The sequence below is a fragment of the Photobacterium salinisoli genome (assembly GCF_003614885.1).
Lineage (GTDB): Bacteria > Pseudomonadota > Gammaproteobacteria > Enterobacterales > Vibrionaceae > Photobacterium > Photobacterium salinisoli.
Window position 1 is genome coordinate 1250078 of the sequence record NZ_QZMS01000011.1, and the last position, 23841, is coordinate 1273918.

General features: G+C 47.9%; 24 protein-coding genes. 16 read left to right on the forward strand and 8 right to left on the reverse strand.

Annotated features, from left to right (window positions below; genetic code table 11):
- Positions 1–98: 98 nt before the first annotated feature.
- Positions 99–1097 (forward strand): tryptophan--tRNA ligase, encoded by a 999-nt coding sequence (gene trpS / locus D6M16_RS16970; protein WP_120512989.1) that lies wholly within the window; start codon positions 99–101, stop codon positions 1095–1097.
- Between the two features lie 71 nt (positions 1098–1168).
- On the opposite strand, the gene D6M16_RS16975 is transcribed toward trpS, so the two are convergent.
- The 3 genes from D6M16_RS16975 to D6M16_RS16985 all read right to left on the reverse strand — a co-directional run bounded on the left by D6M16_RS16975 (position 1169) and on the right by D6M16_RS16985 (position 3159).
- Positions 1169–1738, reverse strand: coding sequence for a YceI family protein (locus D6M16_RS16975; protein ID WP_046221425.1), 570 nt, complete (start codon positions 1736–1738; stop codon positions 1169–1171).
- Complete coding sequence (locus D6M16_RS16980; RefSeq protein WP_120512990.1) at positions 1735–2277, reverse strand: cytochrome b; 543 nt, start codon at positions 2275–2277, stop codon at positions 1735–1737. The genes D6M16_RS16975 and D6M16_RS16980 overlap by 4 nt, the downstream gene beginning before the upstream one ends.
- Positions 2278–2454: 177 nt before the next feature.
- Positions 2455–3159, reverse strand: coding sequence for an HAD family hydrolase (locus D6M16_RS16985; protein WP_240435645.1), 705 nt, complete (start codon positions 3157–3159; stop codon positions 2455–2457).
- A gap of 287 nt (positions 3160–3446) precedes the next feature.
- On the opposite strand from D6M16_RS16985, the gene D6M16_RS16990 reads away from it, so the two are divergent.
- A complete protein-coding gene (locus D6M16_RS16990; RefSeq protein ID WP_120512992.1) occupies positions 3447–4241 on the forward strand; it encodes an EAL domain-containing protein in 795 nt (264 codons plus the stop codon).
- Positions 4242–4306: 65 nt separating this feature from the next.
- Here D6M16_RS16990 and D6M16_RS16995 read toward each other — a convergent pair whose 3' ends face one another.
- The 4 genes from D6M16_RS16995 to D6M16_RS17010 form a co-directional block, all read right to left on the reverse strand.
- On the reverse strand, positions 4307–5692 hold the full coding sequence (locus D6M16_RS16995) for a class II fumarate hydratase (RefSeq protein ID WP_120512993.1): 1386 nt from the start codon (positions 5690–5692) through the stop codon (positions 4307–4309).
- 12 nt (positions 5693–5704) lie between these two features.
- Positions 5705–6082 carry a hypothetical protein gene (locus tag D6M16_RS17000; protein WP_120512994.1) on the reverse strand — a complete coding sequence of 126 codons (378 nt, stop codon included), beginning with the start codon at positions 6080–6082 and terminating at the stop codon, positions 5705–5707.
- Positions 6083–6205: 123 nt separating this feature from the next.
- Positions 6206–8155, reverse strand: coding sequence for a glycogen debranching protein (locus D6M16_RS17005; RefSeq protein ID WP_120512995.1), 1950 nt, complete (start codon positions 8153–8155; stop codon positions 6206–6208).
- Between the two features lie 80 nt (positions 8156–8235).
- Positions 8236–9438, reverse strand: a complete 1203-nt coding sequence (locus D6M16_RS17010) for a maltoporin (protein ID WP_120513237.1) — start codon at positions 9436–9438, stop codon at positions 8236–8238.
- 606 nt (positions 9439–10044) lie between these two features.
- Between D6M16_RS17010 and D6M16_RS17015 the strand changes: the two genes are divergently transcribed.
- The 14 genes from D6M16_RS17015 (at position 10045) to D6M16_RS17085 (ending at position 23540) form a co-directional block, all read left to right on the forward strand.
- On the forward strand, positions 10045–10440 hold the full coding sequence (locus D6M16_RS17015) for a rhodanese-like domain-containing protein (protein WP_162941088.1): 396 nt from the start codon (positions 10045–10047) through the stop codon (positions 10438–10440).
- A gap of 20 nt (positions 10441–10460) precedes the next feature.
- Complete coding sequence (locus D6M16_RS17020) at positions 10461–11108, forward strand: ferric reductase-like transmembrane domain-containing protein (RefSeq protein ID WP_162941089.1); 648 nt, start codon at positions 10461–10463, stop codon at positions 11106–11108.
- Positions 11105–11959, forward strand: coding sequence for a TolB family protein (locus D6M16_RS22325; protein ID WP_162941090.1), 855 nt, complete (start codon positions 11105–11107; stop codon positions 11957–11959). Before D6M16_RS17020 ends, D6M16_RS22325 begins: the two co-directional genes overlap by 4 nt.
- Entirely contained in the window at positions 11956–13038 is a 1083-nt protein-coding gene (locus D6M16_RS17035; protein ID WP_120513000.1) for a flagellar hook assembly protein FlgD, read from the forward strand. Before D6M16_RS22325 ends, D6M16_RS17035 begins: the two co-directional genes overlap by 4 nt.
- A gap of 230 nt (positions 13039–13268) precedes the next feature.
- The gene (locus D6M16_RS17040) at positions 13269–15683 is read left to right on the forward strand and encodes a FlgD immunoglobulin-like domain containing protein (RefSeq protein ID WP_162941091.1); all 2415 of its coding nucleotides are present in this window, start codon (positions 13269–13271) and stop codon (positions 15681–15683) included.
- Positions 15684–15720: 37 nt separating this feature from the next.
- Positions 15721–16134, forward strand: a complete 414-nt coding sequence (locus tag D6M16_RS17045; RefSeq protein WP_046221415.1) for a hypothetical protein — start codon at positions 15721–15723, stop codon at positions 16132–16134.
- Positions 16131–19637 (forward strand): RHS repeat-associated core domain-containing protein, encoded by a 3507-nt coding sequence (locus D6M16_RS17050; protein ID WP_120513002.1) that lies wholly within the window; start codon positions 16131–16133, stop codon positions 19635–19637. The genes D6M16_RS17045 and D6M16_RS17050 overlap by 4 nt, the downstream gene beginning before the upstream one ends.
- Positions 19615–20259, forward strand: a complete 645-nt coding sequence (locus tag D6M16_RS17055; protein ID WP_120513003.1) for a hypothetical protein — start codon at positions 19615–19617, stop codon at positions 20257–20259. The genes D6M16_RS17050 and D6M16_RS17055 overlap by 23 nt, the downstream gene beginning before the upstream one ends.
- Positions 20260–20342: 83 nt before the next feature.
- Positions 20343–21074, forward strand: a complete 732-nt coding sequence (locus tag D6M16_RS22620) for an RHS repeat-associated core domain-containing protein (RefSeq protein ID WP_120513004.1) — start codon at positions 20343–20345, stop codon at positions 21072–21074.
- A 40-nt stretch (positions 21075–21114) separates the two neighbouring features.
- Positions 21115–21405 (forward strand): hypothetical protein, encoded by a 291-nt coding sequence (locus tag D6M16_RS17065; RefSeq protein WP_205576924.1) that lies wholly within the window; start codon positions 21115–21117, stop codon positions 21403–21405.
- A 5-nt stretch (positions 21406–21410) separates the two neighbouring features.
- Positions 21411–21701, forward strand: coding sequence for a hypothetical protein (locus tag D6M16_RS17070; protein WP_120513005.1), 291 nt, complete (start codon positions 21411–21413; stop codon positions 21699–21701).
- A gap of 129 nt (positions 21702–21830) precedes the next feature.
- Complete coding sequence (locus D6M16_RS17075; RefSeq protein ID WP_162941092.1) at positions 21831–22136, forward strand: hypothetical protein; 306 nt, start codon at positions 21831–21833, stop codon at positions 22134–22136.
- Positions 22137–22205: 69 nt separating this feature from the next.
- A complete protein-coding gene (locus D6M16_RS17080; protein ID WP_120513007.1) occupies positions 22206–22484 on the forward strand; it encodes a hypothetical protein in 279 nt (92 codons plus the stop codon).
- A gap of 51 nt (positions 22485–22535) precedes the next feature.
- Entirely contained in the window at positions 22536–23540 is a 1005-nt protein-coding gene (locus tag D6M16_RS17085) for an RHS repeat domain-containing protein (RefSeq protein WP_120513008.1), read from the forward strand.
- Positions 23541–23602: 62 nt separating this feature from the next.
- Here D6M16_RS17085 and D6M16_RS17090 read toward each other — a convergent pair whose 3' ends face one another.
- On the reverse strand, positions 23603–23788 hold the full coding sequence (locus D6M16_RS17090) for a hypothetical protein (protein ID WP_046221409.1): 186 nt from the start codon (positions 23786–23788) through the stop codon (positions 23603–23605).
- Between the last annotated feature and the right edge of the window lie 53 nt (positions 23789–23841).

Consider the following 23841-nt stretch of genomic DNA (forward strand, 5'->3'; position numbering starts at 1 on the left):
TCATTTGCCGCCTTACTGGCTGCTAATGAACGCACTACGTTTCTTTTTCACATGTTTCCTTAGTAGCCACTGGCATGTATTCATACTGAGGAAATTAAATGAAAAAACAAATACTGACTGGCGACAGACCAACCGGCCCCTTACATTTAGGGCATTTTGCCGGCTCCCTTCAACAACGCGTCACGCTTCAGCATTCCCATCAACAGACCATACTGGTCGCTGACTTGCAGGCGTTAACCGATAACGGTCACAATCCGGCAAAGGTAGCAGATAATATTTTGAATGTAGTGGCTGATTATCTGGCTGTGGGTATTGACCCAGATAAAACCACCATCTGCCTTCAGTCTTCGTTACCGGCTCTGCCTGAGCTCGCCATGTATTATGCCAACCTGGTCTCCATTGCACGGTTGGAGCGTAATCCAACGGTAAAGAATGAAATCCATGCCAGAGGATTTGGCAGGGCTATCCCCGCCGGGTTTCTGACTTATCCCATCAGCCAGGCTGCTGATATTACAGCATTCCGGGCCGGTCTTGTTCCGGTGGGTGATGATCAATTACCCATGATTGAACAGACCAATGAGATCGTCCGTCGTTTCAATTATATCGCAGGGCAGTGTGTTCTGGAGGAGTGCAGCCCTTTGATCAGTAACGTACCCAGATTGCCAGGACTGGACGGTAAAGCGAAGATGTCAAAGTCTCAGGGGACGGCCATCACACTTGGTGCAAGTGAAAAGGAAATACGTGCAGCGGTGAAAGCAATGTACACCGACCCGAATCATTTAAGGGTTGAGGATCCCGGACAAATCGAAGGCAATGTGGTGTTTACCTACCTGGACGCATTTCATCCGGATATTGCTTACGTAAAAGCACTGAAACAAGCCTACCGTGAGGGCGGATTGGGTGACGGTAAAACCAAGCAGATACTGGAAGATTGCTTACAAACCCTGCTGGCGCCTATCAGGCAGGAAAGGGAACGGTTACTGTCAGACAAAACCATGCTGATGGATGTGCTGAAAAAAGGGACGGAAAAAGCCAATCTAGCCAGCCACGACGTGTTGCATGACGTGAAGCGAGCGCTAGGGATAGCGTTGTTCTAAAGAAAACAGAACGCACAAATGAAAAAATCCGGCATGGAAGCCGGATTTTAAAAGTGAGAGGGAAGTCTGGATTACAGACGAACGCCTTCCACGTGCAGTTCCATGTCTGCGTAGCTGGAAGTGCCCATCACCTGGATACCAAAATCAGCCAGCTCAACACGGGTTGTGCCCATGAAACCTGCGCGGTAACCGCCCCATGGATCTTTACCTGCGCCGACAAATTCAGCATCAATCGTGATAGGTTTAGTCTGGCCGTGCAGCGTCAGGTCACCATCAATAGCCAGTTTACCGTTACCTTTGTCGGTAACCTTAGTGCTGGTAAAGGTGGCTTTTGGATACTTGCTGACTTCCAGGAAATCTTCGCTGCGAACGTGCTTATCACGATCGGCATGATTGGAATCGAAGCTGCTGGTGTCGATGTTCACAGTGACTTTAGAAGCGGCAATGTTTTCAGGGTCATAGCTGAAAGTACCGTCAAAGGTATTGAAACGCGCTTTGATCCAGCTGTAGCCAAGGTGACTGATTTTCAGGTTGACTGAGGCGTGTGCGCCTTTGTTATCAATGGCATAATCGGCTGCATTCGCGATCCCAGGTAAAACAAGGGCCGCAGCCAGGCTCAACGCGGTAAGATGCTTCTTCATTTTTCCTTAACTCCTAACATTTTCTTTAAGGTATTATCTTTGTTAATAAAATGGTGTTTTAATGCAGCTACCGCATGCAGGGCAGCTAATCCGATTAAGGCGTAGGCGAGGTATTCATGAATTTCACCTGCCACATCGGATTGATCCGGAAAGAGTTCACCCATCGAAGGAACGGTTAGCCAGTCGAAGACATCTATACCCCGTCCATCAGATGTTGAAATGAGATACCCGCTGACAAATAAACCAAATAACAGCACATAGATGATCAGGTGCGCCAGCTTGGCAAGAGCTTTTTCCCAAGCCTCTCCTTCAATAGCCGGTTGTTGCTTCACTGTTTTCCATAGCAGTCGGAACAGGGTGACAGCGGCAAGTGTTAAACCTACTGACTTATGCCAGTGAGGTGCAACTGTGTACCAGGATGAATAGTAATTGAGATCTACCATCCACAGGCCAACAGCAAATAGCCCAATGATCACAACAGCACTTGCCCAGTGGAGGGTTACTGAAACCCAATCATAATGATTGACTGCTTTTTTCATATACTAGGGAACCTGATTAATAACTACGTACCTATTCTAGTGGTAAATATTTCAAAAATCAGTGCATTAACCTGAACAACCTTGTCAAAGAAATTGAACAAGGTCGAAAAAGAGTAAGAAGATATTTCAGCCCTCTGTCCTTAAGGGCTGAATAGCAAAGATGTGCTTGCAGGACAGTTATCGTTGAATGTCGTTTTCGTGATGCCAGTTCATTATGGTCCATTCCTGCATTTGCGCATGTAATGCAAGAGCCGGATCAGGATTCACAGCAAAAGGATGATCAACTGCCTGGAGCAAAGGCAGATCGTTAATCGAGTCGGTATAGCAATACAGCGCATTAAACGCGTCAGAATGCGCTTCCAGCCAGGCTTCTAACCGAACGACTTTGCCTTCTCTGTAACTTAAAGTGCCCACTGTATTCCCTGTCAGGGTGTTGTTATGGATTTCGAGGTTGATAGCCAGTGCGTCATCGACCAGCAGCAGTTCAGCAATCGGTTTGACCAGATGTTCGCCGGTTGCAGAAATAATAATGACGGTATCACCGCGGCGTTTATGCCATTCAATACGCTCGATTGCAGCCGGAAACAGTGCAGGGCGAATGCACGTCTCAATGAATTCTTCGATTAATGGTGTCAGTTCATTGGCACTCATACCTGCAATTGGCGCTAATGTCGCAGTCATGTATGACTGCATATCCATGCTGCCTTTCGCGTAATCTTTCATCAGGTTTTGTTCTTGCTCAATGAGAAGCGGCGATGCCAGTCCTTTATTGACAAGAAACCTGACCCACAGTGAAGCAGAATCAGCGGCAATAAGCGTTTCATCTAAGTCGAAAATGGCAAGATTGGGCAATTTAGTTATTGGTTGTGTGTTGGATAGCAACGTGTTGTTCCTTTTCATTGGATCTAAGGGCACAGGTTAGGTGTAAATAATGACACTAATGTTTCACTCAGGTGTCGTTTTGAAGTCAGAAGTATAAGCAGGATACATAGATTTAACTTTTTTGTGACATTTTCCTGAGGGATATCGCATAAAATTATTATGTATCAATTTTAAGACATTTTCCGGTCGCTACTATCTATATATTCGGCATTTTTGTTCAGCTGCACAGGCCGGAGCATACAAGCAGCGAAGCGTATACCCTCCGTTTTCATATGAAGAGATGATGTGTGAGTAAAATTATTGCCACATTGGATGAGATTAACAGGCACTTAACCACAGAGGCTGATGGCAGTTACAGTGCCGTCTATGATGCTTATCATTTGAAGACGGCTTTCCAGCCCATTCACCAGGTGAATGGTGATCTTTTCGGGTTTGAAGCCTTGGTAAGGGTGTTTAATGAATGCGGAGACGAGCTGAACACTGAACCTTTTTTCGCCCCTGAATACTATGATGAAACCGATCAGGTCAACATGGACAGGCTGGCCAGAGTGATTCATGTGAAAAACTTTGCTCAATTTTTCGCGTCTTATGCTTTGTTTATCAATATGGTGCCCGATGCTTTGCTGATTCACAGCAAAAACGTGCCTGCCACACTGCTTCATCAGCGCCTGAAAGCGTTAGGATTGAAAGCTGAGCAGGTGTTTTTTGAGTTACTGGAACACGATTGCTCCAGTAATATTGAGCTGTTAGACATATTGCAGCAAATGCGTGCGCAAGGTATGAAGGTCGCGATGGATGATTATGGTGTAAAAGCCTCATCTGAAGGCCGAGCTCGCTATTTACAGCCCGATCTCATCAAAGTGGATCGTTCATTGTTGGCAGATTTTCTCTCCGGTGAAGAGTCGCCATTGCGCGAAGTGGTAGGGCTTGGCCGCGAACTTGGCGCAAAACTGCTGATAGAAGGAGTAGAAAACGCAGCGGGATTGAAAGTGGCCAGAATGCTTAACGCCGATTATATCCAGGGCTTTTATCTGGGACGACCTCAACTGCTTTCTGAGATTTTACTTTCAAGGGTCAGCTGAGGCTAACCCTTGATGATTATGATGTTGAACGCGGTTCAACAACCATAAGGCACTAATGCTCAATGTTAATGAGCAACACCGCCAGTGGTGAGCTTTTGCGGGTCAAGCAAACGTTCAAGCTCCTGCCGCGACAGGTCGGTTTCTTCTTCCGCGACATCCAGAATATCTCTTTTCTCTTTATAGGCTTTCTTGGCAATCTCGGCCGCTTTCAAATAACCGATGACAGGGTTGAGCGCCGTGACCAGGATCGGATTTTTCGCCAGCGCTTCCTGCAGTTTATCTTCCCTTACATTGAAACTGGCAATCGCTTTATCGGCCAGCAGGTTGAAGGCATTCGACAGAAGCTCGATGCTCTGCAGCAGATTATAGGCAATGACAGGTAACATCACATTGAGCTGAAAATTACCGGACTGGCCGGCTACTGTGATGGTGCTGTCGTTGCCAATCACCTGAGCGGATACCATTGCCGCGGCTTCAGGTATCACAGGGTTCACTTTGCCCGGCATGATGGATGAACCTGGCTGCAATGCTTCGAGTTCTATTTCCCCCAGGCCAGCCAGAGGGCCTGAATTCATCCAGCGCAGATCATTGGCAATTTTCATCATCGCCACTGCGGCGGTTTTCAACTGGCCAGACAGGCTCACGATAGCGTCCTGGCTGCTCAGGTTGTAGAAAAAGTTATCGCTGCTGGTAAACGGGATTTCTGCCGACACTGAAAGGTTATTGGCAAACATGGCCGCAAATTTCGGATCTGCGTTTATTCCGGTGCCGACTGCTGTCCCCCCCTGAGCCAATGCAGATACATTCTCCAGGCTATGCACTATGCCCAGGCGGGCTTTTTCGACCTGTGTTTTCCAGCCAAGCAGTTCTTGCGCCAGCGTGACCGGCATGGCATCCATCAGGTGTGTCCGGCCGGTTTTGACGATATGGCCGACAACAGAGGCTTTCTCATTTAGGGTATGACAGATGTGCGCCATCGCAGGCAGCAGTTGCTCGTGGCATGCCAGTGCGGCGCTGACCTGAATCGTCGTTGGGATCACGTCGTTACTGCTCTGTCCCATGTTGACGTGATCATTCGGACTGACCGCCTGACCCGCCCGCTTTGACGCGAGCGTGGCGATGACTTCGTTGGCGTTCATATTAGAACTGGTTCCGGAACCGGTCTGGAAAACATCGATCGGAAACTGGTCAAGGTGCTGCCCGTCAATAATTTCCTGACAACTGTCGATAATGGCATGGGCGATGCCTGAATCCAGAAGCTCAAGGTCGAGATTGCTTCTTGCGGCGGCTTGTTTGACGAATGCCAGTGCTTTGATGAACTGGACAGGCATTGTCAGCCCGCTGATGGGAAAGTTGTTTACGGCTCGCTGGGTTTGCGCCTGATAAAGTGCATCTTTCGGGACGTTTACTTCGCCCATACTGTCTTTTTCAATACGGTAGGATGTCGTCATTTCCGTGGTTCCTTATAATCCGGAGGAATGATGTAACTGTAGAAGGCTTTGTTTCAGGGACAGGAATTTACTGACGTGATTATCGCCATAATATTTTTTCAGAGCGAGTAAGGGACAATGCAGATAATCGAGGCAAATACGGCGAAAAACACGGGATTGGTGTTTATCTTTAACGCTGTTACACAAATGAAAGAAGACGCGCCTTAAAAACAATTCCTGAAGCAGCGGATTGCGCAATGCATTGTGTTGCCCATAGAACGCTGCCAGATTCATTCCGGCCTGCGTCATGTCAACGATGACATCCTGTTCGAACCCTGGGATAAGAGGGTGATTCAGAAAACGCTCTTCTGCCAGAAAGAACTGTCGATACAGCGTACTGGATCTGCTCATCAATCACTCCATGCCTGATAAATTTTAATGATAATTATTATCACTGTTGTGGCAGGGTTACAAGTCTGCGTCTGAAGTTTATACAAGACCCTAAGTGTAGGAGATTAGACGAATGCCTGTGTTTTAAGTGGCAGGGATGAGGATCATCATAGATACGGGACGGACCAGGCAGTCTGACTGGTGAATATTCCGAACAGTCAGCTGCTCCTCAGCGGTATCAACCAGACAAGTCCAGCTGTGCAGTGACGAGGGCAAGCGGAAGCGTAACGGATAATCATCAGGGTTGAGCAGATAAAGCAGGGCGTTGTTATCGTCGGCCTCAATCAGACAGGAAAATGGCTGGCGTCCTGCCCAATTCTGGTCAGCCATTGGTGTTCCTGCGGGAGTCAGCCAGCTTATAGAGGCTGGTGCAGACGCCTTGCCTGCCATTGCCTTCATGATAGCGGGCATGACAGCCTGACGATGCTGAATCAGTGATTGCAGCCAGATCCTGAACTTGTACTCTTCTCCTGAAAGTGACCAGTTTACCCAGCTGGTGTCATTGTCCTGACAATAAGCATTGTTATTTCCCTGTTGGCTGTGGGAGTGCAAGTCAGCGCCTAACAGATGAGGAATACCCAGACTGAACAATAAGCTGGTCATTAGGTTGCGCTTTTGCTTTTCCCGTCTTTTTTGAATAGCGGCTGTTGTAGCTAATCCTTCTGTCCCCTGATTATTGGAGCGGTTATCTGGATGACCGTCACGATTATTTTCGCCATTGGCGTGATTATGCCTGTGATTGAATGACACCAGATCCTGCAGCGTAAAACCATCGTGATAACAAATGTAATTGATACTGTATTTTTGCGGCCAGTTCTGGGCAGGAAACAGTGCTTGCGAACCTAACAGGTGAGGGGCAATAGCAGCATCAGGGGCATCATGCAGCCAGAAACTGCGCCAATTGTCCCGGAACTGGTCGTTGCATTCATGCCAGCCGGCAGGAAAAGCGCCTGACTGATAGCCATCAGGCCCTATGTCCCAGGGCTCGGCAATCAGTTTTACGCTGCTGAGCAACGGATCATTGCGTATCGCGGCAAAGAAAGCAGAGTCTGACGAAAAGTGGTCATGGTTCCGGCCCAGCGTTGCCGCAAGATCAAACCGAAACCCATCCACCTGATAATGCAGTACCCAGCTACGCAACGACTGCAATATGGCCTGCAATATCGGCGGGTGACTGACATCCAGGGTATTGCCACAGCCGGTATAGTTTTTGAACAGCCCCTGTTCGTCCTTTAAATAGCTTTGGCTGTCGAGTGCTTTAAAGTGAAATACCGGACCGTTATTTCCTTCTTCGGCCGTATGGTTGTACACCACATCAAGAATAACTTCTATGCCGTGAGCATGCAGGGTGCGAATCATGGTTTTACACTCTCGCACCGGATCGGCTGAGGCGAAACGTTCGTCTGGTGCAGACCATGCGATAGGGTTGTAGCCCCAGAAATTGGTCAGGGATTTGGCAGCGAGGTGCGTTTCATCCGCTTTTGCGGCAATCGGCATGAGTTGCAGACTGGTGATGCCTGATTGTTTGAAATGGGTCAACATCGCAGGGTGGCACAGCCCTGAATACGTGCCGCGCAGATTGTCGGGCAGATCGGGGTTGGCCTTGGTATAGCCTTTCACATGCACTTCACACAGCACTGTTTTCTCCGGATCTATGGCCGGGCGCTCGCATCCTTGCCAGTCGAAATCATGGCAAGTGGTGTAGGCTATCCATTCTGGTGCAGTGACCAGGTCTGAGTCCGGATGAGGTGCCGGCTGGTGCTGTACCCGGTGGGCATGGGGATCAAGCAGCCACTGTGCTGAAGAACCAGTTGCTGTTGTCACAAGAAAGGCATAGCCGGTGTTTTTAACTATGCCCCGAATGAACACATGCCAGTGATTACTCTCTTGGCGCTGAAGACTATGGCGGGCGGTGCAAATGCCTTCCTTGTCGAATAACACCACCTCCAGAGTAAGAATATCCGGACCATGTAAAAGGAAATGGCAGCCTTCGCTTGTGAGTGTAGATCCAAAGCCGATGTCGGTTTGCTGCATGAAAGACAAGTTCGTAATTCCCTGAAAAACAACAGCCAGTCTGGGACTGGCTGTTTTTAACACATGTAATTAGTGTTTGATTACCACCAGGCTTCAACCTGAGCACCAATGTTGTACTCAGTATCGTTTCCGGTGCCAAAGGCATTGTCGTTATCGTAATCAGACAGGTAGCTGGCGTAGAAACGCAGTTCCGGACGTGCCCAGAAGCTTGGCCCTGCGGTTAACGCCTGAGCGATAGTCAGCTTGCTGCCAGACTTGTCAACGCCAGAATTGTCTTCGTCATAGTAACCGGCTTCGAAGATAGTCTTGACGTTATCGTTCCACTTGTATTCAGGGCGGATAACAGCACTGATGATAGTGTGATCATCTTTGTTGTCGTAGCTGGTGTTTGCGTAAATCAGCTGGTGGCCAATTTCCCAGGTGGAAGAGGGTGCAATCACGCCCCAGTTGATCAGGCGGTAACCCTGTGCACCATCGTCTGAGGTGGCGTTGAAATAGTGACCCGCACCCAGGCCAGCCATTTGCTCACCGTACCCTTCGGTACCGAACTGCAGCACCGTTTTGTTGAAGCCGTCCAGGAATCCATTCTGAGTCAGCTCAGCTGTCAGCATCACGCCGTCATTGAAATCATTGGCTGCATCTTGATCGTCTGTTGCGTTGACCAGGCCGTAGTTCACACCCAGTTCCAGGCTGGCATTGCTCCACAGGCCCAGACCAGCATAACGCACATCAAAGTTGTTGACGTTTACGTCGCCGGAATCATCACGAATCACAGCAAAAGACATTTTGCCCGGACCTGCACTCAGGTTTTCCAGGCCGGCACCCGCGCCTGATGTGTCCCAGTAGTAGAAGTCAGAGATATGGATGTCGTGGCGCTGGTAGTAACGCTTACCTGCCCAGAAAGCAGCATCCTGATCGCCTGCAATGAAACCTTTCGCGACCACATTGAACTGGCGTAACGCGATGTTATCAGATTTATCGTCATTGACACCCAACGCTTCAAAGTCACTTGAACCGTCAGTAGCAACAGCCAGCATCGAGTCAACATAGAATGATTTGCCATTCTCGTTGTACACTTCCTTGCCCAAACCCAGTTCGCCATAGACGTCATCTTCGTTACCCAGACGGCCGACTTTGTTTTTCTCGTAAGCGACCGTTGCACCGTTTTCGCCGCTCACACCGACGCCAGCACGCATATAACCGTGAAAGTCCACTTCTGCATGCGTTGCGGCAGACATCAGTGCTGCGGAGACTGCAGCGGCTGTCAGGCAGATTTTGTTCAGTTTCATTGCTTAAACTCCTTGATGGATGCGTTTTTATTATCTTGTTTGCCTTCGGCTCCGCCGAAAGCAGTAATCAGAGTGTTCAGGTACAGATAATGCTCACCCTGATCAGCGCGTCCTTTCGTCAACGTTGCACTGTATGAAATTAATCCTAGTGCTTTTTTTGATAAGGATGCGTCCGTAGTGGATGTTTTTATTCTGCGCCTGCAATAAAGACGTAACATCCTCCCTGAAACGATTGATTTATGGAGTAGCTGGGGGGCTGAGTGTGTGGATCACACTTTGTAGGGGGAGAATCAAAAAAATAGGATCAAACGTCATTTTTTGAATAGCTGATCACAAAATTTCACCAATGCGATGTTATCCAGGTTAAAAACGGATAGTGAGATCACGCTTTGTCCGGGAGGAGAGCAATCGTCCGTCTATCTGGAACGTTGATCGGATACAGTCTGTAACTGATTTGTTTGTTATCAATTGATGATTTAGACGATGCCCACACTTTAATTGTTCAGTTGCCGGTCAGGCCGAACTTTCTTGCTTGTAATCAGCAGAGTTGCATATCTTTTTCTATGTTCTTCAATAATGATTTTGTGCAAAGGATTGGCAATGCGGTTTTTTGTATGTTTATTCGGGCTACTGACTTTTCAGTCGCAGGCAAACTGGTTCAGCGCTGAATATGCGCATGGTGTGACTCAGGAAAAGGTTGAGGTGCTGGCAAAAGCACAACGTGAAGGGGCTGTACTGTTCATTGATACCCGAGAACCGGATGAATATGCAGAATCGCACATTCCAGGCGCCATAAATATTCCACTGCGAGAAATCAATGAGCTTAATGTTTCAGATATGGAAGGTTATGGCTATGTTGTCCCATATTGTTTGAAAGACTTCCGCGGTTTTGAAACAGCAAAAGCACTGCAGAATAAAGGGCTCAAGAATGTTGTTTTAATGGAACCGGCGGGTTTAAACGGCTGGCGTTCCGCCGGACTCCCAACTGAACAATGATCATGAACCAGGGAGCGGTGATGTTGAAAATCAATCGGGTGCAATGTCTATTTATAATGCTGTTTATCGTGTTTCTGCCGCTGATCGTATGGAGCAGAAATACTGGCAATCCGTTTCTGTATTTCACTGATTTCGTCCCTGTTGGTCAGGGATTTTACGTCCTGTCTAAACTGGCGGCTTTGATTTCTCTGCTCCTTTTTGGTGTTCAGGCGCTCATCGGGCTATTTCACGTCAAATTCAGTTTTGCAAACAAGCAAAGGGTGCATCGTTGGGTCGGGGTAAGTGTGCTCCTGATGGTATTGCTCCATGTCAGTGGCTTTATTGCGGCAACTTCACTCAGAAGCGGTCACTTTACAGGCCATTTTTTACTGCCGGATATTGACGATTATTATCACGCGCGAATTACGGTAGGGCTGGTTGCGCTGATTCTGATCCTGTCGGCTGTTTTTGCCAGAATCTGGCTGTCCGGGACATTGCAAAAATGGGGGCACCTGTTTGCGATGCCAGCGTTTTATCTGGCTGCCTGGCACGCTTTGTCAATTGGTACGGAGTCGCGTCATCCCATCATACAGATGGTGTTGATTGTGATGATGATACTGATTGGTATCGGTATTCTCCGAAGATTATTACTCCGTCTGAAACCGATGCGAAGGGTCAGTACAGGATGAAAGTATGGCTCATCCTCCTTGTTACCTTGTGGCTACCGTCGTTGAGCCTGGCACAGGATTTACCCCGCGGAATGTCGTTTATTGGTCTGACAGCGGAAGGCTGGCGGGCATTTACTGTGGGTGAAAGTGGCCAGCCTGAGCTGGTCAACGATTTGATTGAGCCCAGAGAATTCACCTGGTCGCCATCAGCGGATCGTATGGTGTTCATTTATGCCGACGGCACCATTGCTGAAAGGCAAAATGCTGCCACACAAATCATAGTGTTAAATGACGCTCGGGATGCTTTTACGCAAATTCGACTCAGCAGGAAAGGACAGGAACTCATTGCCATCCGATTGTTTGAACGAAAAAGTGAGTATACAGCACTGTCGGTTTGGCAACCGCAGCGCCAGCATTTTTCAGATATTCATCAACAGCTTGGTAAAATATTTGACCCAAGCGCAAATGACGATAAATACATGTTCAGTGTTGTCACATGCATGCTGGACTGCGGTGGGATTGTTCAGGAAGCTTGGGTAAAAGATCGGGCGACTCGCGATGCAAAGCAACTGACGCTGCACAATGGAATATTAAGGTATCCGATCTGGGATACGCATCAGCAACGGACTGTGTATAGCTTACGAACGAAAAAGCATTTTCAGCTGTGGCAAACCAACAAATCCGGAGAATCAACACAGCTGACCCGAACGGATGCCACAGATCTCTGGCCATCATTGTCACACACTGGCGAGCTTTTTTTCGTACGCCGGACAGGTGGTCGCGGCCAGTTAATGCAAATGAGTGACGAGGGTGAAAAACAGATTCAGTTGGATCATATTCGCGATATCAGGGATTTGGAGATTACACAGTGAAAATAGTGGAAAGTCGTTATGCTTGGTTAGTGTTGGTCATGATGACAGTGTTTCCATGGTTTGCTCAGGCTGATTCGCATCCTTTTGTAATAGAATCCTTTACTTCTCATACGTTTGATATTGCTCGCGATCAGCAATTTCCGATCATGATTCGTGTGGCTGAGGCAACTGAGCTTCAGGTTGATATTGTCTCGCCTGATGGTGATTTGGTGAAGACTTTATATCCGATGCAATCTACAGCTGCAGGTGTACTCAAGTTGTCCTGGAACGGGACGGACATGCGGAATCAGCCAGTGCCAAACGAAGCCTGGTTTCCTGTGATTCGTTACCGGCAAAACGGAACATTAATTTCTGTTTCCCCTCAAGACAGTTCTGGTGGGGAAGTGATTGAGCATGTGCCACTCACCATAGAGTCGCCTCACCGCTTGAAAATTAACCTGGATAGACCAGCCCGGGTTTTGATGCGTGCTGGCATTCAATCAGGGGCAATGTTACGCACCATTGTTAATTGGCAACCCAAAGCGGCGGGGGCCCATGTGATTCAGTGGAATGGTCGCGATACTTCAGATGTGTTTCCGTTTACCGGTCTGGAAAATTTCGCTGTGATGGCAACGGCGTATCAGCTCCCTGATAAAAGTATTATCACATGGCGGAATGAAGCAAAAAGCTACACACATTGGCGTCAGTCTTTGGGATACCCTGAACAATCTGCGGATCAGCGAGCCAGTATTCAGGAAACGCGAAACGGGCAATTACTTTCTAAGGTCTTTTTCAAACCCAAATACCTGCCTTTGGATCCACGTGTACAATTGAGGTTAAAACAACACCCGGAGAGCCAACTGGCCACCGTCGAAGTCGATATTCCTCAACAGGATCGCGGCCTGGTTGAAGAGAGTTTATATGAAGTCGGCTTTTTCATTGACGGTGAGTTCGTTTCGGAAGAAGAACAGGGCTATGTACCTTTTACCTGGCAATTTAAGCCCTCTAATTATTCGAAGGGCGTTCATTATCTGACCGTTAACATTACCGGATTCGACGGACAGGTGGGTGTTTCGTCCGTTAAATTTGTGAATGAATAATTGTTTCTCAGGGCTATTTGTTGGTGCGTTTCTTGATATTTCACTGACCCTAATACCGCGCACAAACAAAATAAGCGCCTCTTAAAGAAACTGATGGTGTTGTCATTTTCATAGCAAATTGCTGCTTCTCACCTTTCTGATAATCCACATTAAAAAGTAAACGAACAGCGGCTCTCGTTGTCTAGGCTTTTTCTATTCATTTATTCTCAGGTTTATTCAAAGGAAGCATGATGAAAGCTTTTCATTATGTCGTCTTGGCATTTGTATTGATGACAAGTTGTCAGGCGGTAGCCGTTGAATTATTTGATGCACCGCCATGGCAGGAAACCCAGATTTATCGGGGGAAAGATCTTGTCGTGTATGAAGATCATTTATATCTGGCGAAATTCTGGAACCGGGGTGAACAACCGGACGTTTCTCCTCATGTCTGGACGCCGATTTACATTAACAGTTTGCCGCCTGCCTGGTCCCGTCATGAGGTTTACCGCCATGGCGATGCGGTGTTTTTCAATGGGAAGCTTTATCTTGCAGCCTGGTGGACGATTTGGTTGGAGCCGGGCAGTTTATCGCCTTGGGGACCATGGGTGTATCTCGGTGAAGCCGATCTGAGCGGACCGGATATTTCCCTCATCAGTCCGGAAGTCAATGAGCCGCTGACGAGTGAATATCAGCCAGTGATTGTACAGGTGACAGATGCACATCTGTCTCAGGAGCCTGCAGACTATACAGTTACATCAACAAAGAATACTGAATTTGCGTTGGAATGGCTGGAAGATAATTTAATCATCAAGCCGCTTTCTCCCTGGGCAGATGGTGAATTTACCCTGGTTGTGAAAGCGGAAGATACCTGGGGTAATCAGTCAGAAGCACAGTTTTCTTTGCTCGCTGAAATTTCGGTGCCGATTCAATCGGAAATTATCGCAGTGCCAGCTTCCGGTGAAGCGCCGCTGAAAGTCTTGTTCAGTCCGAATATTACGACGGATAAAGCGATTAATTACTATCGCTGGGATTTTGATGGTGACGGGGTATTCGATCGCCAGGATACCGTTGGCAGAAGCCAGAGTTATACCTTCAATATGCCCGGTACTTATCAGACGGCATTGGAAATTACCGACTCCATTGGTCGAAAAGATACGGGGTATATTGACATTGAAGTGGAGAATGCAGCGCCTGTTGTCAGTGCATCAGTGAGTCAAACTAATGGTCATGTGCCCCTGACTGTGCAATTTACGGCAAGTGCAACAGACAATGAGGGGATCGCGAGCGTTGCGTGGGACTTTAACGGTGATGGGCAGGTGGATACGACCAGTGATACTGCCGGAACCGTGAGCTTTACTTTTGAGCAAGTCGGCAATTTTCAGGCGTCCGTGTCTGTGACCGACACGCTGGGCAAACAAACCCGGGTTGCGTTACCGAATATTGAAATTCGCGCTGTGGATCCGGACTCACCGACGGCCCGTGTTTCACTAGATAACCCGGCAGAGGATGCTCCGCTGACGGTGACTTTGACACCGGCGGTCACTCACAGGGATTCTGTGTCTGTTCAGGATTTGCTCTGGGATTTCGATGGCGATGGGCTCACCGATGAAATCACTTCTACCCTGGATCCGGTTCAGTGGGTTTACAAAAGTGCCGGCACCTTTTTCCCCACGCTGACGGTGCAGTTCAGTGACGGCAGCAGTGCCAAAGATGTTCAGCAGGTCACGGTACAGGAAAGTCTGAGCCTGAGCATTATTGGCAACAGTATCGATCCGACAGCCGGGCAGGCCGCACGGGTGAAAACCGTGATCAGTGCCAATCTGTCGCTGACCATACAAATTGAAGATCGCCTGGGTCAGATCGTCCGTACGCTTGTTCCCTGGCAGGAGAGGGAGGCAGGCGCTTATGAAGATATCTGGAATGGACTGGATGCTCAGGGACAGCCACTGCCACAGGGCGATTATTATGCCGTGCTGAACTATCGCAAAGACGGCAGGGTTGTGCGTTTTGATTTACGTCCTTCTACTAGTGGCGCGGCCTATAACCCCAGTCGCAGCCGGATCCCCAGCACTTTTGAGCCCTATAACAACAAACCTTTGGTGATTGAGTTTACGCTGAACAAGCCTTCTGAGGTGACGGCGTTTATGGGGTTATTCAATACGAATACCCGCTTGGTGACCTTTAAAAACCGTGAACCGCTGGGGAAAGGTAAACACAGAATCGTGTGGAGTGGTTTGGGCGATGATGGCAAACCGGTTGTGACGACCGCTTCGAACAAGTTCCTGTTTGGGATTTGGGGATATTCGATGGGGGATAATACCATCTTTTTGTCCTCCGGCCCGGTGCTGAACAGCTTTAAGGCACAGCCTTCTATCGTGGTACCGAATACCCATACCGAAACCAGCGACGGCAACAGTCATCTGTCTTTCTCACTGAATAAACCTGCCGATATTGAACTTCGCGTCAGCGATATCGATACCGGTGCACTGGTTCGGCGGCAATTATTCAGCAATGTGGCTGCAGGGAATCAGCAACTTATCTGGGACGTGAAAGCCGACGATGGTAATGGAGTTGCTCCCGGGAAATATCGCCTCGGCATCCGTGCCATCGACCCGCAAGGCTATGTCAGCCCGTACCTCTATACCGTCCTGCGGGTGTATTACTAATGATCGTTCGTCTTATCAAATTACAGGTAAGCAGACTATGAAATTTCTTATTGCCGTATTGTTCGCATGGGTGACAGCGCCCGTTATGGCCGCATGCAATCTGAGTATTGAGCAGTATGTTTCCATTGAGATTGAGTCACGTCAGCATACGGTGGATGGAATGGCGCAACGCCTGATCTTGCTACAGCAACAGGCCAATGTGGATTTGATGTATGAAGCCGACTCGGAGATTGCGCAGAAAGTGAATGCAGCCTTCGCACGTTATGATTGTTCACCGGCAGAACATGCGCGTTTTGGCGTTGTGCATGAAGGGGATATTACCGTTTACCTGCTGTCTCATCCGGAAAAACAGGCAAAGCTGGAGCAGATAAAGACACGATTCAATCAATACACGCAATCTATTCGCGCTATCCAGCCTGAAACGGTTCCCGCAGAGGAGAATGCATCATGAAGATCAGACTCGCAGCGGTGACGGCATTTTTCAGTGCGCTGTTATTCAGTTCGCCTTTACTGGCCTATCACTACCCGTGGGATCAGGGGCACGATACCACGCTGAACAATAATCCGAAAAATGAGCCTGGGCCCGGTGAATCGGAAAGTGAAGAGAGTAGTTGTGAACAGGGCTCCCCGGTTTATTTAAAAACCGGCCACTTCGTTTGGCATGACGTGGATTTGGTCGTGGGCCATGCGACGCCTTTGTCGATTCGCCGGGTCTTTAACTCGAATGACCCGAAAGATGGTCCCTTCGGGAAAGGCTGGACGTTCAATTGCGAAATTTCTCTGTTTAAAGTCACCGATACGCAGGAGACCGCTGATGGCGGCGTCGAAACCCTCACGAAATTTGTGTATCGCGTTGGCAACGGTCGCCGGATGACCTTCCTGCCGGATGGACAAGGCGGCTATCAGTCGCCGGATCGCGTGAAAGCAACCCTGATTGATGGTGAAACACCAACCCTGGCCTTTGAACAAGGCCACTCGGTGACTTTTTCTTCGTCAGGACTGGTGCTGCGAAAAACCGACCGCAACAACAATCAGGTGCAGTATGAATATGATGAGAATCAGCGCCTGATTGAACTGAGTAATGGCTTTTCTCAGTCGTTAACACTGGCTTATAACGCGAGTGGTCGTGTGCAAGCCGTGACCGACCAGGCCGGGCGCCAGTGGCTTTACGATTACAACGCGGACGGTGAACTGGTTGCTGTCACTGATCCTACGGGTGAGACCCGTACCTATCTGTATGGTCGGTATCAGCCCAGTGGTGATGCTTTTGTTTACAGTCAACTGAAAGAAATCCGCGATGAAGCCGGCATTGTAGTGACCTCGGTCACTTACAACGGCGTCCGCGTGAAATCTTACACCGAGGGCAGCAATACCTTCGGTTACGACTACAGCGCCGACTGGGTGACCAAAACAGACAGTACCGGCGCGAACTGGCGTTTTAAACTCAGTGCAGGTGGTCAGCGCATCGAAGATATTGATCCACTGGGTTACAAAACCGTGTATACGCGGGATGAAAAAGGCTATGCGACTTCTGTGACCGATCCCATGGGTTACAGCCAGACGGTAAGCCGGGATGATGCCGATCGGGTGACGCAGCAGCACCACGGTTATCTCATCACGCAGTACCAGTATCCGGAAGAAAGCCGGTATCCGAATGCCATGGTTTATCTGCCTGCCAATGGCAGTGTTGAAACCTCAGACAGTGGCGCATCCCGAACCATCTCGCTGACTTATGATGCCAGCCACAATCTGACCTCAGTCACCACGCCGAAAGGGGATACGACGCATCGCAGTTATCATGCAAATGGTTTGCTTGCCAGCAGCACAGACCCGGAAGGCAATGTCACTTCCTTCACATACAACAATCAGGGGCAGCTAGTTGCTGTCGTGAATGCACTGGGGCAAACCCAAACCCTGAGTTATGACGGCAATGGCTACTTAACGCAAGTGACGGATGCCGCCGGGCAAAGCTGGCGTTATCAGTACGATGCGCTGGGCCGTAAAGTCAGCGAGCGGGACCCGGCGGGCCTTGAAACCCGCTATACATACGACGAGGCCGGAAAGCTGACCGCTGTGATTGCACCCAACGGTGCAACGGAAACCTATAGTTACGACAGCTATGGTCGGCTGAGTGTGCTGACCCGATATGACGGCAGCAAAGAAAGCTATACCTACCGGACGGATAACCTGCTTGCCAGCAGTACCGATCCGATGGGGATCGTGACCCGTTATGAATATGACGATGGTAAGCGGCTGGTCACGCTGTCGGTTGGCTCGGAAGTGGTTGAATACGCTTACAATGCGCGTGGTCAGCTGACCAAAATCAGCAATGCCAACGATACCCTGACTCGCGCCTATGACCAATGGGCAAGGCTGACGTCGGAAACCAGTCAGGGGTTGACCCATCAGTACAGCTACACCCCATTTGGTGAGATTGCACAATGGGATAACGCAGGAACACCTGTCAGTTACGCCTATGATGCGAATGGTCAGATCCAGAACATGACCACCCCGCAGGGGAGCTATTCATTCAACTGGAATGCCAACGGGATTCTTACCCGGCAGCAAACACCCGACGGGCTGGTGTTAACCAATCAGTACGATGCATTAAACCGTTTAACCTCACGGCGGTACAACCAGGGCGCGTTCAGTAAAGACTGGCAGTATGCGTACAGCCTGTCGGGGCTGCTGGAAAGCATCACTCAGGATGGCGAGAATCAGACCTTTGCATACGATGCCAGCCAGCGCTTAGTTCAGGCGAACACAGTCAATGGTGAATATCAGTATCAATACGATGATTTAGGCAACCGGTTAGACTTCGGTGGTGTTTACAGCCCGGACGGCAAGTTGTTGGAAGACAACCAGTTCAGCTACGAATATGACCAGCGCGGTAATCTGAGTAAGAAAACCCGTAAAGACGGCAGCACCATCGAAACCTTCACCTATAACGACGCAGAACGTTTGGTCGGTTACCAGCGCGAGCGGGTGACCCGCGCAGATGCCGGAAATGGTGAAACCACACTGCAATCCAGCATCGAAGTTACAGCTGCCTATGCCTATGATCCTCTGGGACGCCGGATCAGCAAAACCGTTAATGGTGAACAAACGCAGTTCTACTGGCTGGGGAACACTTTACTCCGTGAATCTGGTCCTCAGGGTCAGAAAGATTATACCTACGGCGCCACAGGTTATGCCCCCGTCACTGTCGATGCAGATGGACAGGTTGCAGATGTGCTGAGTGATCACCTGTCCGCCCCGGTCGGGCTGATTCAGGCACAAAACCTGATCTGGCAACAGGCGAGGAGTCCGTTTGGGGTTACTTTGGAATCAATACCACAACCTATATTGTTGAATATCGGGTTACCTGGGCAGTACAACGATTCTGAGTCAGGGCTAAGTTATAATTTATTTAGGGACTATGACACTAGAACTGGACGATATGTTCAGTATGATCCAATAGGGCTTACTGGTGGGGTAAATCCATTTATTTATGTGGTTGGGAACCCACTAAATTATGTTGATCCTTTAGGTCATTCTGCAGTTGCTGTTGTTGGTGGCTGGATTGGCACAGATACAGCGATACCAGATCCAACAGATGCAGCTTGGCCCAAATGGGTAGGGTACGGTATAGCCATAGGAGGAGCTGCCTTAATTGATTGGATTGTTTATAATAATGAGGAGGGGAGTACCGGTGACTCCAATGTTTGTCCTATTCCTGATTTTGACTTTGATGATCCAACAAAGCCTCCTATAGGTGAAGACGGTGAGGAATGGGTTTGGAAGGGAAAAGAACCTCAAGGTGGTCCATATGGAGGTTATAAGAACCCAAATGGTCCAGAGAGTTTACATCCTGATCTTGATCATGGTGAGCCTGTTGGTCCGCATTGGGATTTAAATGATAGGAAAGGTCCAGGGTGGAGGATTTATCCAGATGGAACAGTTAAACCAAAATAATAACATTAACATTGATATTATTAATGTTGATATTGAAATAGTCAGAAAATATATTAGTAGCTACTTAAATGATAGTAATGAGTTTTATAAGAGCTTGATTGAAAAAATAATTAATAATATTTATCCATGCTACGTAATTGTACCTAAGAATTTTAATGCTATTTCTGAGATAAATCTCAGTTCGGGTGGTGTGTTTAATGTGAATTCAAAGGATCATCAAAATGACTCTGGAATAGTGAAAGTTGTTGATTCAAGTGATTGGCTGTCATTATTTATTTATGATTTAATAAAAAGGAATGATTTGTGTTGTGTTTTTGATGATGTAATGGCGAGTGAAAATGAAATAAATGACTTTAAATCTCGGGGTTTTTTATATAATGGCGATGCCTATCATTATATAAGTAAACAGATGGTTGATTCAGATAAAGATTTACTTGAATTGATTTACGCAACCAAGCTAAGTTGGCACTTTGTATGTGTTTTATTCGAATGTTTTAATTCAAATGGCAATGTAGATGATATGAATAATTTTTTTTCTAATGTGTTGAAAAAATTGAATTTTATTATTCTTGGGATATTTGATGGTGAGAGTTATTTAGTTATTGATTTAAAAAACAAATAACCTAGATAAGACCGATATTGGCGAAACACTCTAATTAAACAATAGCATTGAAACCTTCACCTACAATGACGCAGAACGTTTAGTTGGTTACCAACGAAGATGCCGGAAATGGTGAAACCACACTGCAATCCAGCATCGAAGTGACCGCTGCCTATACCTATGATCCACTGGGACACCGGATCAGCAAAACCGTCAATGGTGAGCAAACGCAGTTTTATTGGTTGGGGAGCACTTTACTTCGTGAAAGTGGCCCTCAGGGTCAGAAAGACTATACCTACGGCGCCACAGGTTACGCTCCAGTCACGATTGATGCAGACGGACAGGTTGCAGATGTACTCAGTGATCACCTGTCCGCCCCGGTCGGGCTGATTCAGGCACAAAACCTGATCTGGCAACAGGCGAGGAGCCCGTTTGGGAAAACAGGTGGCACTGCTCAGCCACTCACCTTCAACATTGGTTTTCCAGGGCAATACCGGGATGCGGAGTCCGGCCTGAACTACAATTTCTACCGGGATTACGATCCGAATACTGGGCGGTACATTCAGCGGGATCCGATTGGGTTGGGTGGGGGATACAACCTGTACAGCTATGCCGGTGCAGACCCGCTGAACTATACAGATTCGACAGGGTTAATTATTGACACTGTCGCTGACTTCGGGTTTATTGGCTATGGTTTATATCGAATTTTAACCGACAATGTTCTTGGTGATTGTGGGAATTTAAGCAGTAACTTAACAGCGCTGAGTTTTGATGTCGCGGGATTAGTGATACCCGGCGTAACGGGATTGGGGGGCTGCGAGCCGGGTTGCGAATAAAGCCGTTGCAGGTAAAATCACTGGGTATACAAAACACGGATTGAACCAGGCTATTGGAAGAAATGGTGGTAAAGGTGTCAAAGCTGAATACATATTAGATGCAGTTCGGAATCCAAAAAAAGTTGTAGAACAGGCTAACGGTTTGGTTAAGTATCAAGGCAGTAAAGCTACCGTTATATTGAATGGTGAAGGAAAAGTAGTTACGACTTATGGGAAATCTCGAGGGCCTCAAATTTGGCAACAAGGAACGACCCGTTCTTCAGGAAGTGGATCTGCACAGGCCAAGGCTAATGACTTAGGTTTTAGTTATAATCCTAAATCAATAAGGTAGTTACAATGCAATTTAAAATTAACTTGTCAGATATCAAACTTCTAATTGAGGAAGTTGAAGATTCAGCCTTGGTCAAAAGACTTATTGAATATGAAAAAGATGGGCAGTATTTCGAAAAAGGTAAGTATCCCTCAGGTCAATATTTGATTGATCTGTCTGAAGATGAGGTTGAGGTTGTGATTAGCTCCCTTTCTGATTATCTAATGATTTATGGAGTGAGTAATGATGGAGAGCCTAATGCATTAGGCCTTCAAGTCGAGACTTTAATTGATGTATTTAATGATGGTCAAAGTTAAATGTAATTATGGTCTTGATTTGGTAGTTGTTTAAGAGTTTGGTTTTTATCTGATCTACTAACTGTGGATACTTATTCTTATGTTGGGGGAATCCACTGAGTTATATCGACCCATTGGGATTAGCAAGAGTTGGGTTCAAGCCATTTAGTGGTGATGAACCTTATTACAGTAACAACCGTATTCCCGATGGAAGCAGCAATTATCATCGCGCACATGAACAGCTTTGGTTTGACGGTAATCCAAATGAAAATGTTGGATTTTTTGCTGACGATATTCGTTCAGACGATGGCTATAACAGAAATGATTATGACTTTTTTTGGGCCTGTCTATGACGATAATTTAATGCATCAAGCATTGGACAATATTCGCGGGGATGGGATAACAACACATATTGTGTTGTGTGCAGAAATTGTCAGGATTTTGCATACGCACTGAGGCAAGATATGACCGACTAGCAAATCCTCTAACTTGTCGTATGACAAGACGTGGTAAGAGGTGCAACTAATGGCTATAAAGCTGAGGGTTTATATTTGTCTGTTGATTCTGATTTTCCCGGTTGCAACATATCTTCTGGGAATAGTGAACGCATCAAATGGATTAGTGTGGTTAGCCCTTGATACCGGTTATTACTATCCTGTTTATGTGATTACACCATCTTTATTTAAAAAGTTAGAAATGGGGCTGCTTGTACCTATGTTGGGAGGGCGATTACTTGCTTTTTTGTTGTATTTACTCTCGCTCTTATTATTTTTCAAAATGAAGGATAAGCTCTTTCCTAACTGATAAATGATGCTGGCTGCTGGTGAAGGTTGGCAATGAAAATCCAGTCAGGGGTTGACCCATCAGTACAGCTACACCCCATTTGGTGAGATTGCACAATGGGATAACGCAGGAACACCCGTCAGTTACGCCTATGATGCGAATGGTCAGAGCCAGAACATGACCACGCCGCAGGGGAGCTATTCATTCAACTGGAATGCCAACGGGATTCTCACCCGCCAGCAAACACCCGACGGGCTGGTGTTAACCAATCAGTACGATGCATTAAACCGTTTAACCTCAAGGCGTTACAATCAGGGCGCTTTCAGTAAAGACTGGCAGTATGCGTACAGTCTGGCGGGGCTGCTGGAAAGCATCACTCAGGATGGCGAGAATCAGACCTTTGCATACGATGCCAGCCAGCGCTTAGTGCAGGCGAACACAGTCACTGGTGAATATCAGTATCAATACGATGATTTAGGCAACCGGTTAGACTTCGGTGGTGTTTACAGCCCGGACGGCAAGTTGCTGGAAGACAACCAGTTCAGCTACGAATATGACCTGCGCGGTAACCTGAGCAAGAAAACCCGTAAAGACGGCAGCACCATCGAAAGCTTCACCTATAACGACGCAGAACGTTTAGTCGCTTACCAGCGCGAGCGGGTGACCCGCGCAGATGCCGGAAATGGTGAAACCACACTGCAATCCAGCATCGAAGTGACCGCTGCCTATACTTATGATCCTCTGGGACGCCGGATCAGCAAAACCGTTAATGGTGAACAAACGCAGTTTGACTGGCTGGGGAACACTTTACTCCGTGAATCTGGTCCTCAGGGTCAGAAAGATTATACCTACGGCGCCACAGGTTATGCCCCCGTCACTGTCGATGCAGATGGACAGGTTGCAGATGTGCTGAGTGATCACCTGTCCGCCCCGGTCGGGCTGATTCAGGCACAAAACCTGATCTGGCAACAGGCGAGGAGCTCGTTTGGCGTCGCAAGTGGCACTGCTCAGCGAGTCACTTTCAATATGACATCTTTCTCGCCCATTCAGGCCCGCCAATTCCAGATAATCTGGTGAATTCTGGTTATGATTCGCCCGGCCATCATCTGGCCGGGCTGAAGAAATATGACTGAGGGTAATCACTCCCCGTCATCGGGATAGAATCTGCCTTCCGGGGTGTAAGGTTCTTTGTCATCCACAATACTGTGCTGGCCACGAATTTCTTTCAGTTGGTTTTCCAGCATTCTTACTTGCTGATAATCACCCTCCTGATAAGCGGCTGTGAGGCGTAGTTCAATGTCTTCAATGCGTTCTCGGATACTCATTGTGACCTCCGGCTCAATCGCTGTAACACAGTGCCAGTCAGTGTCGTCCTGAC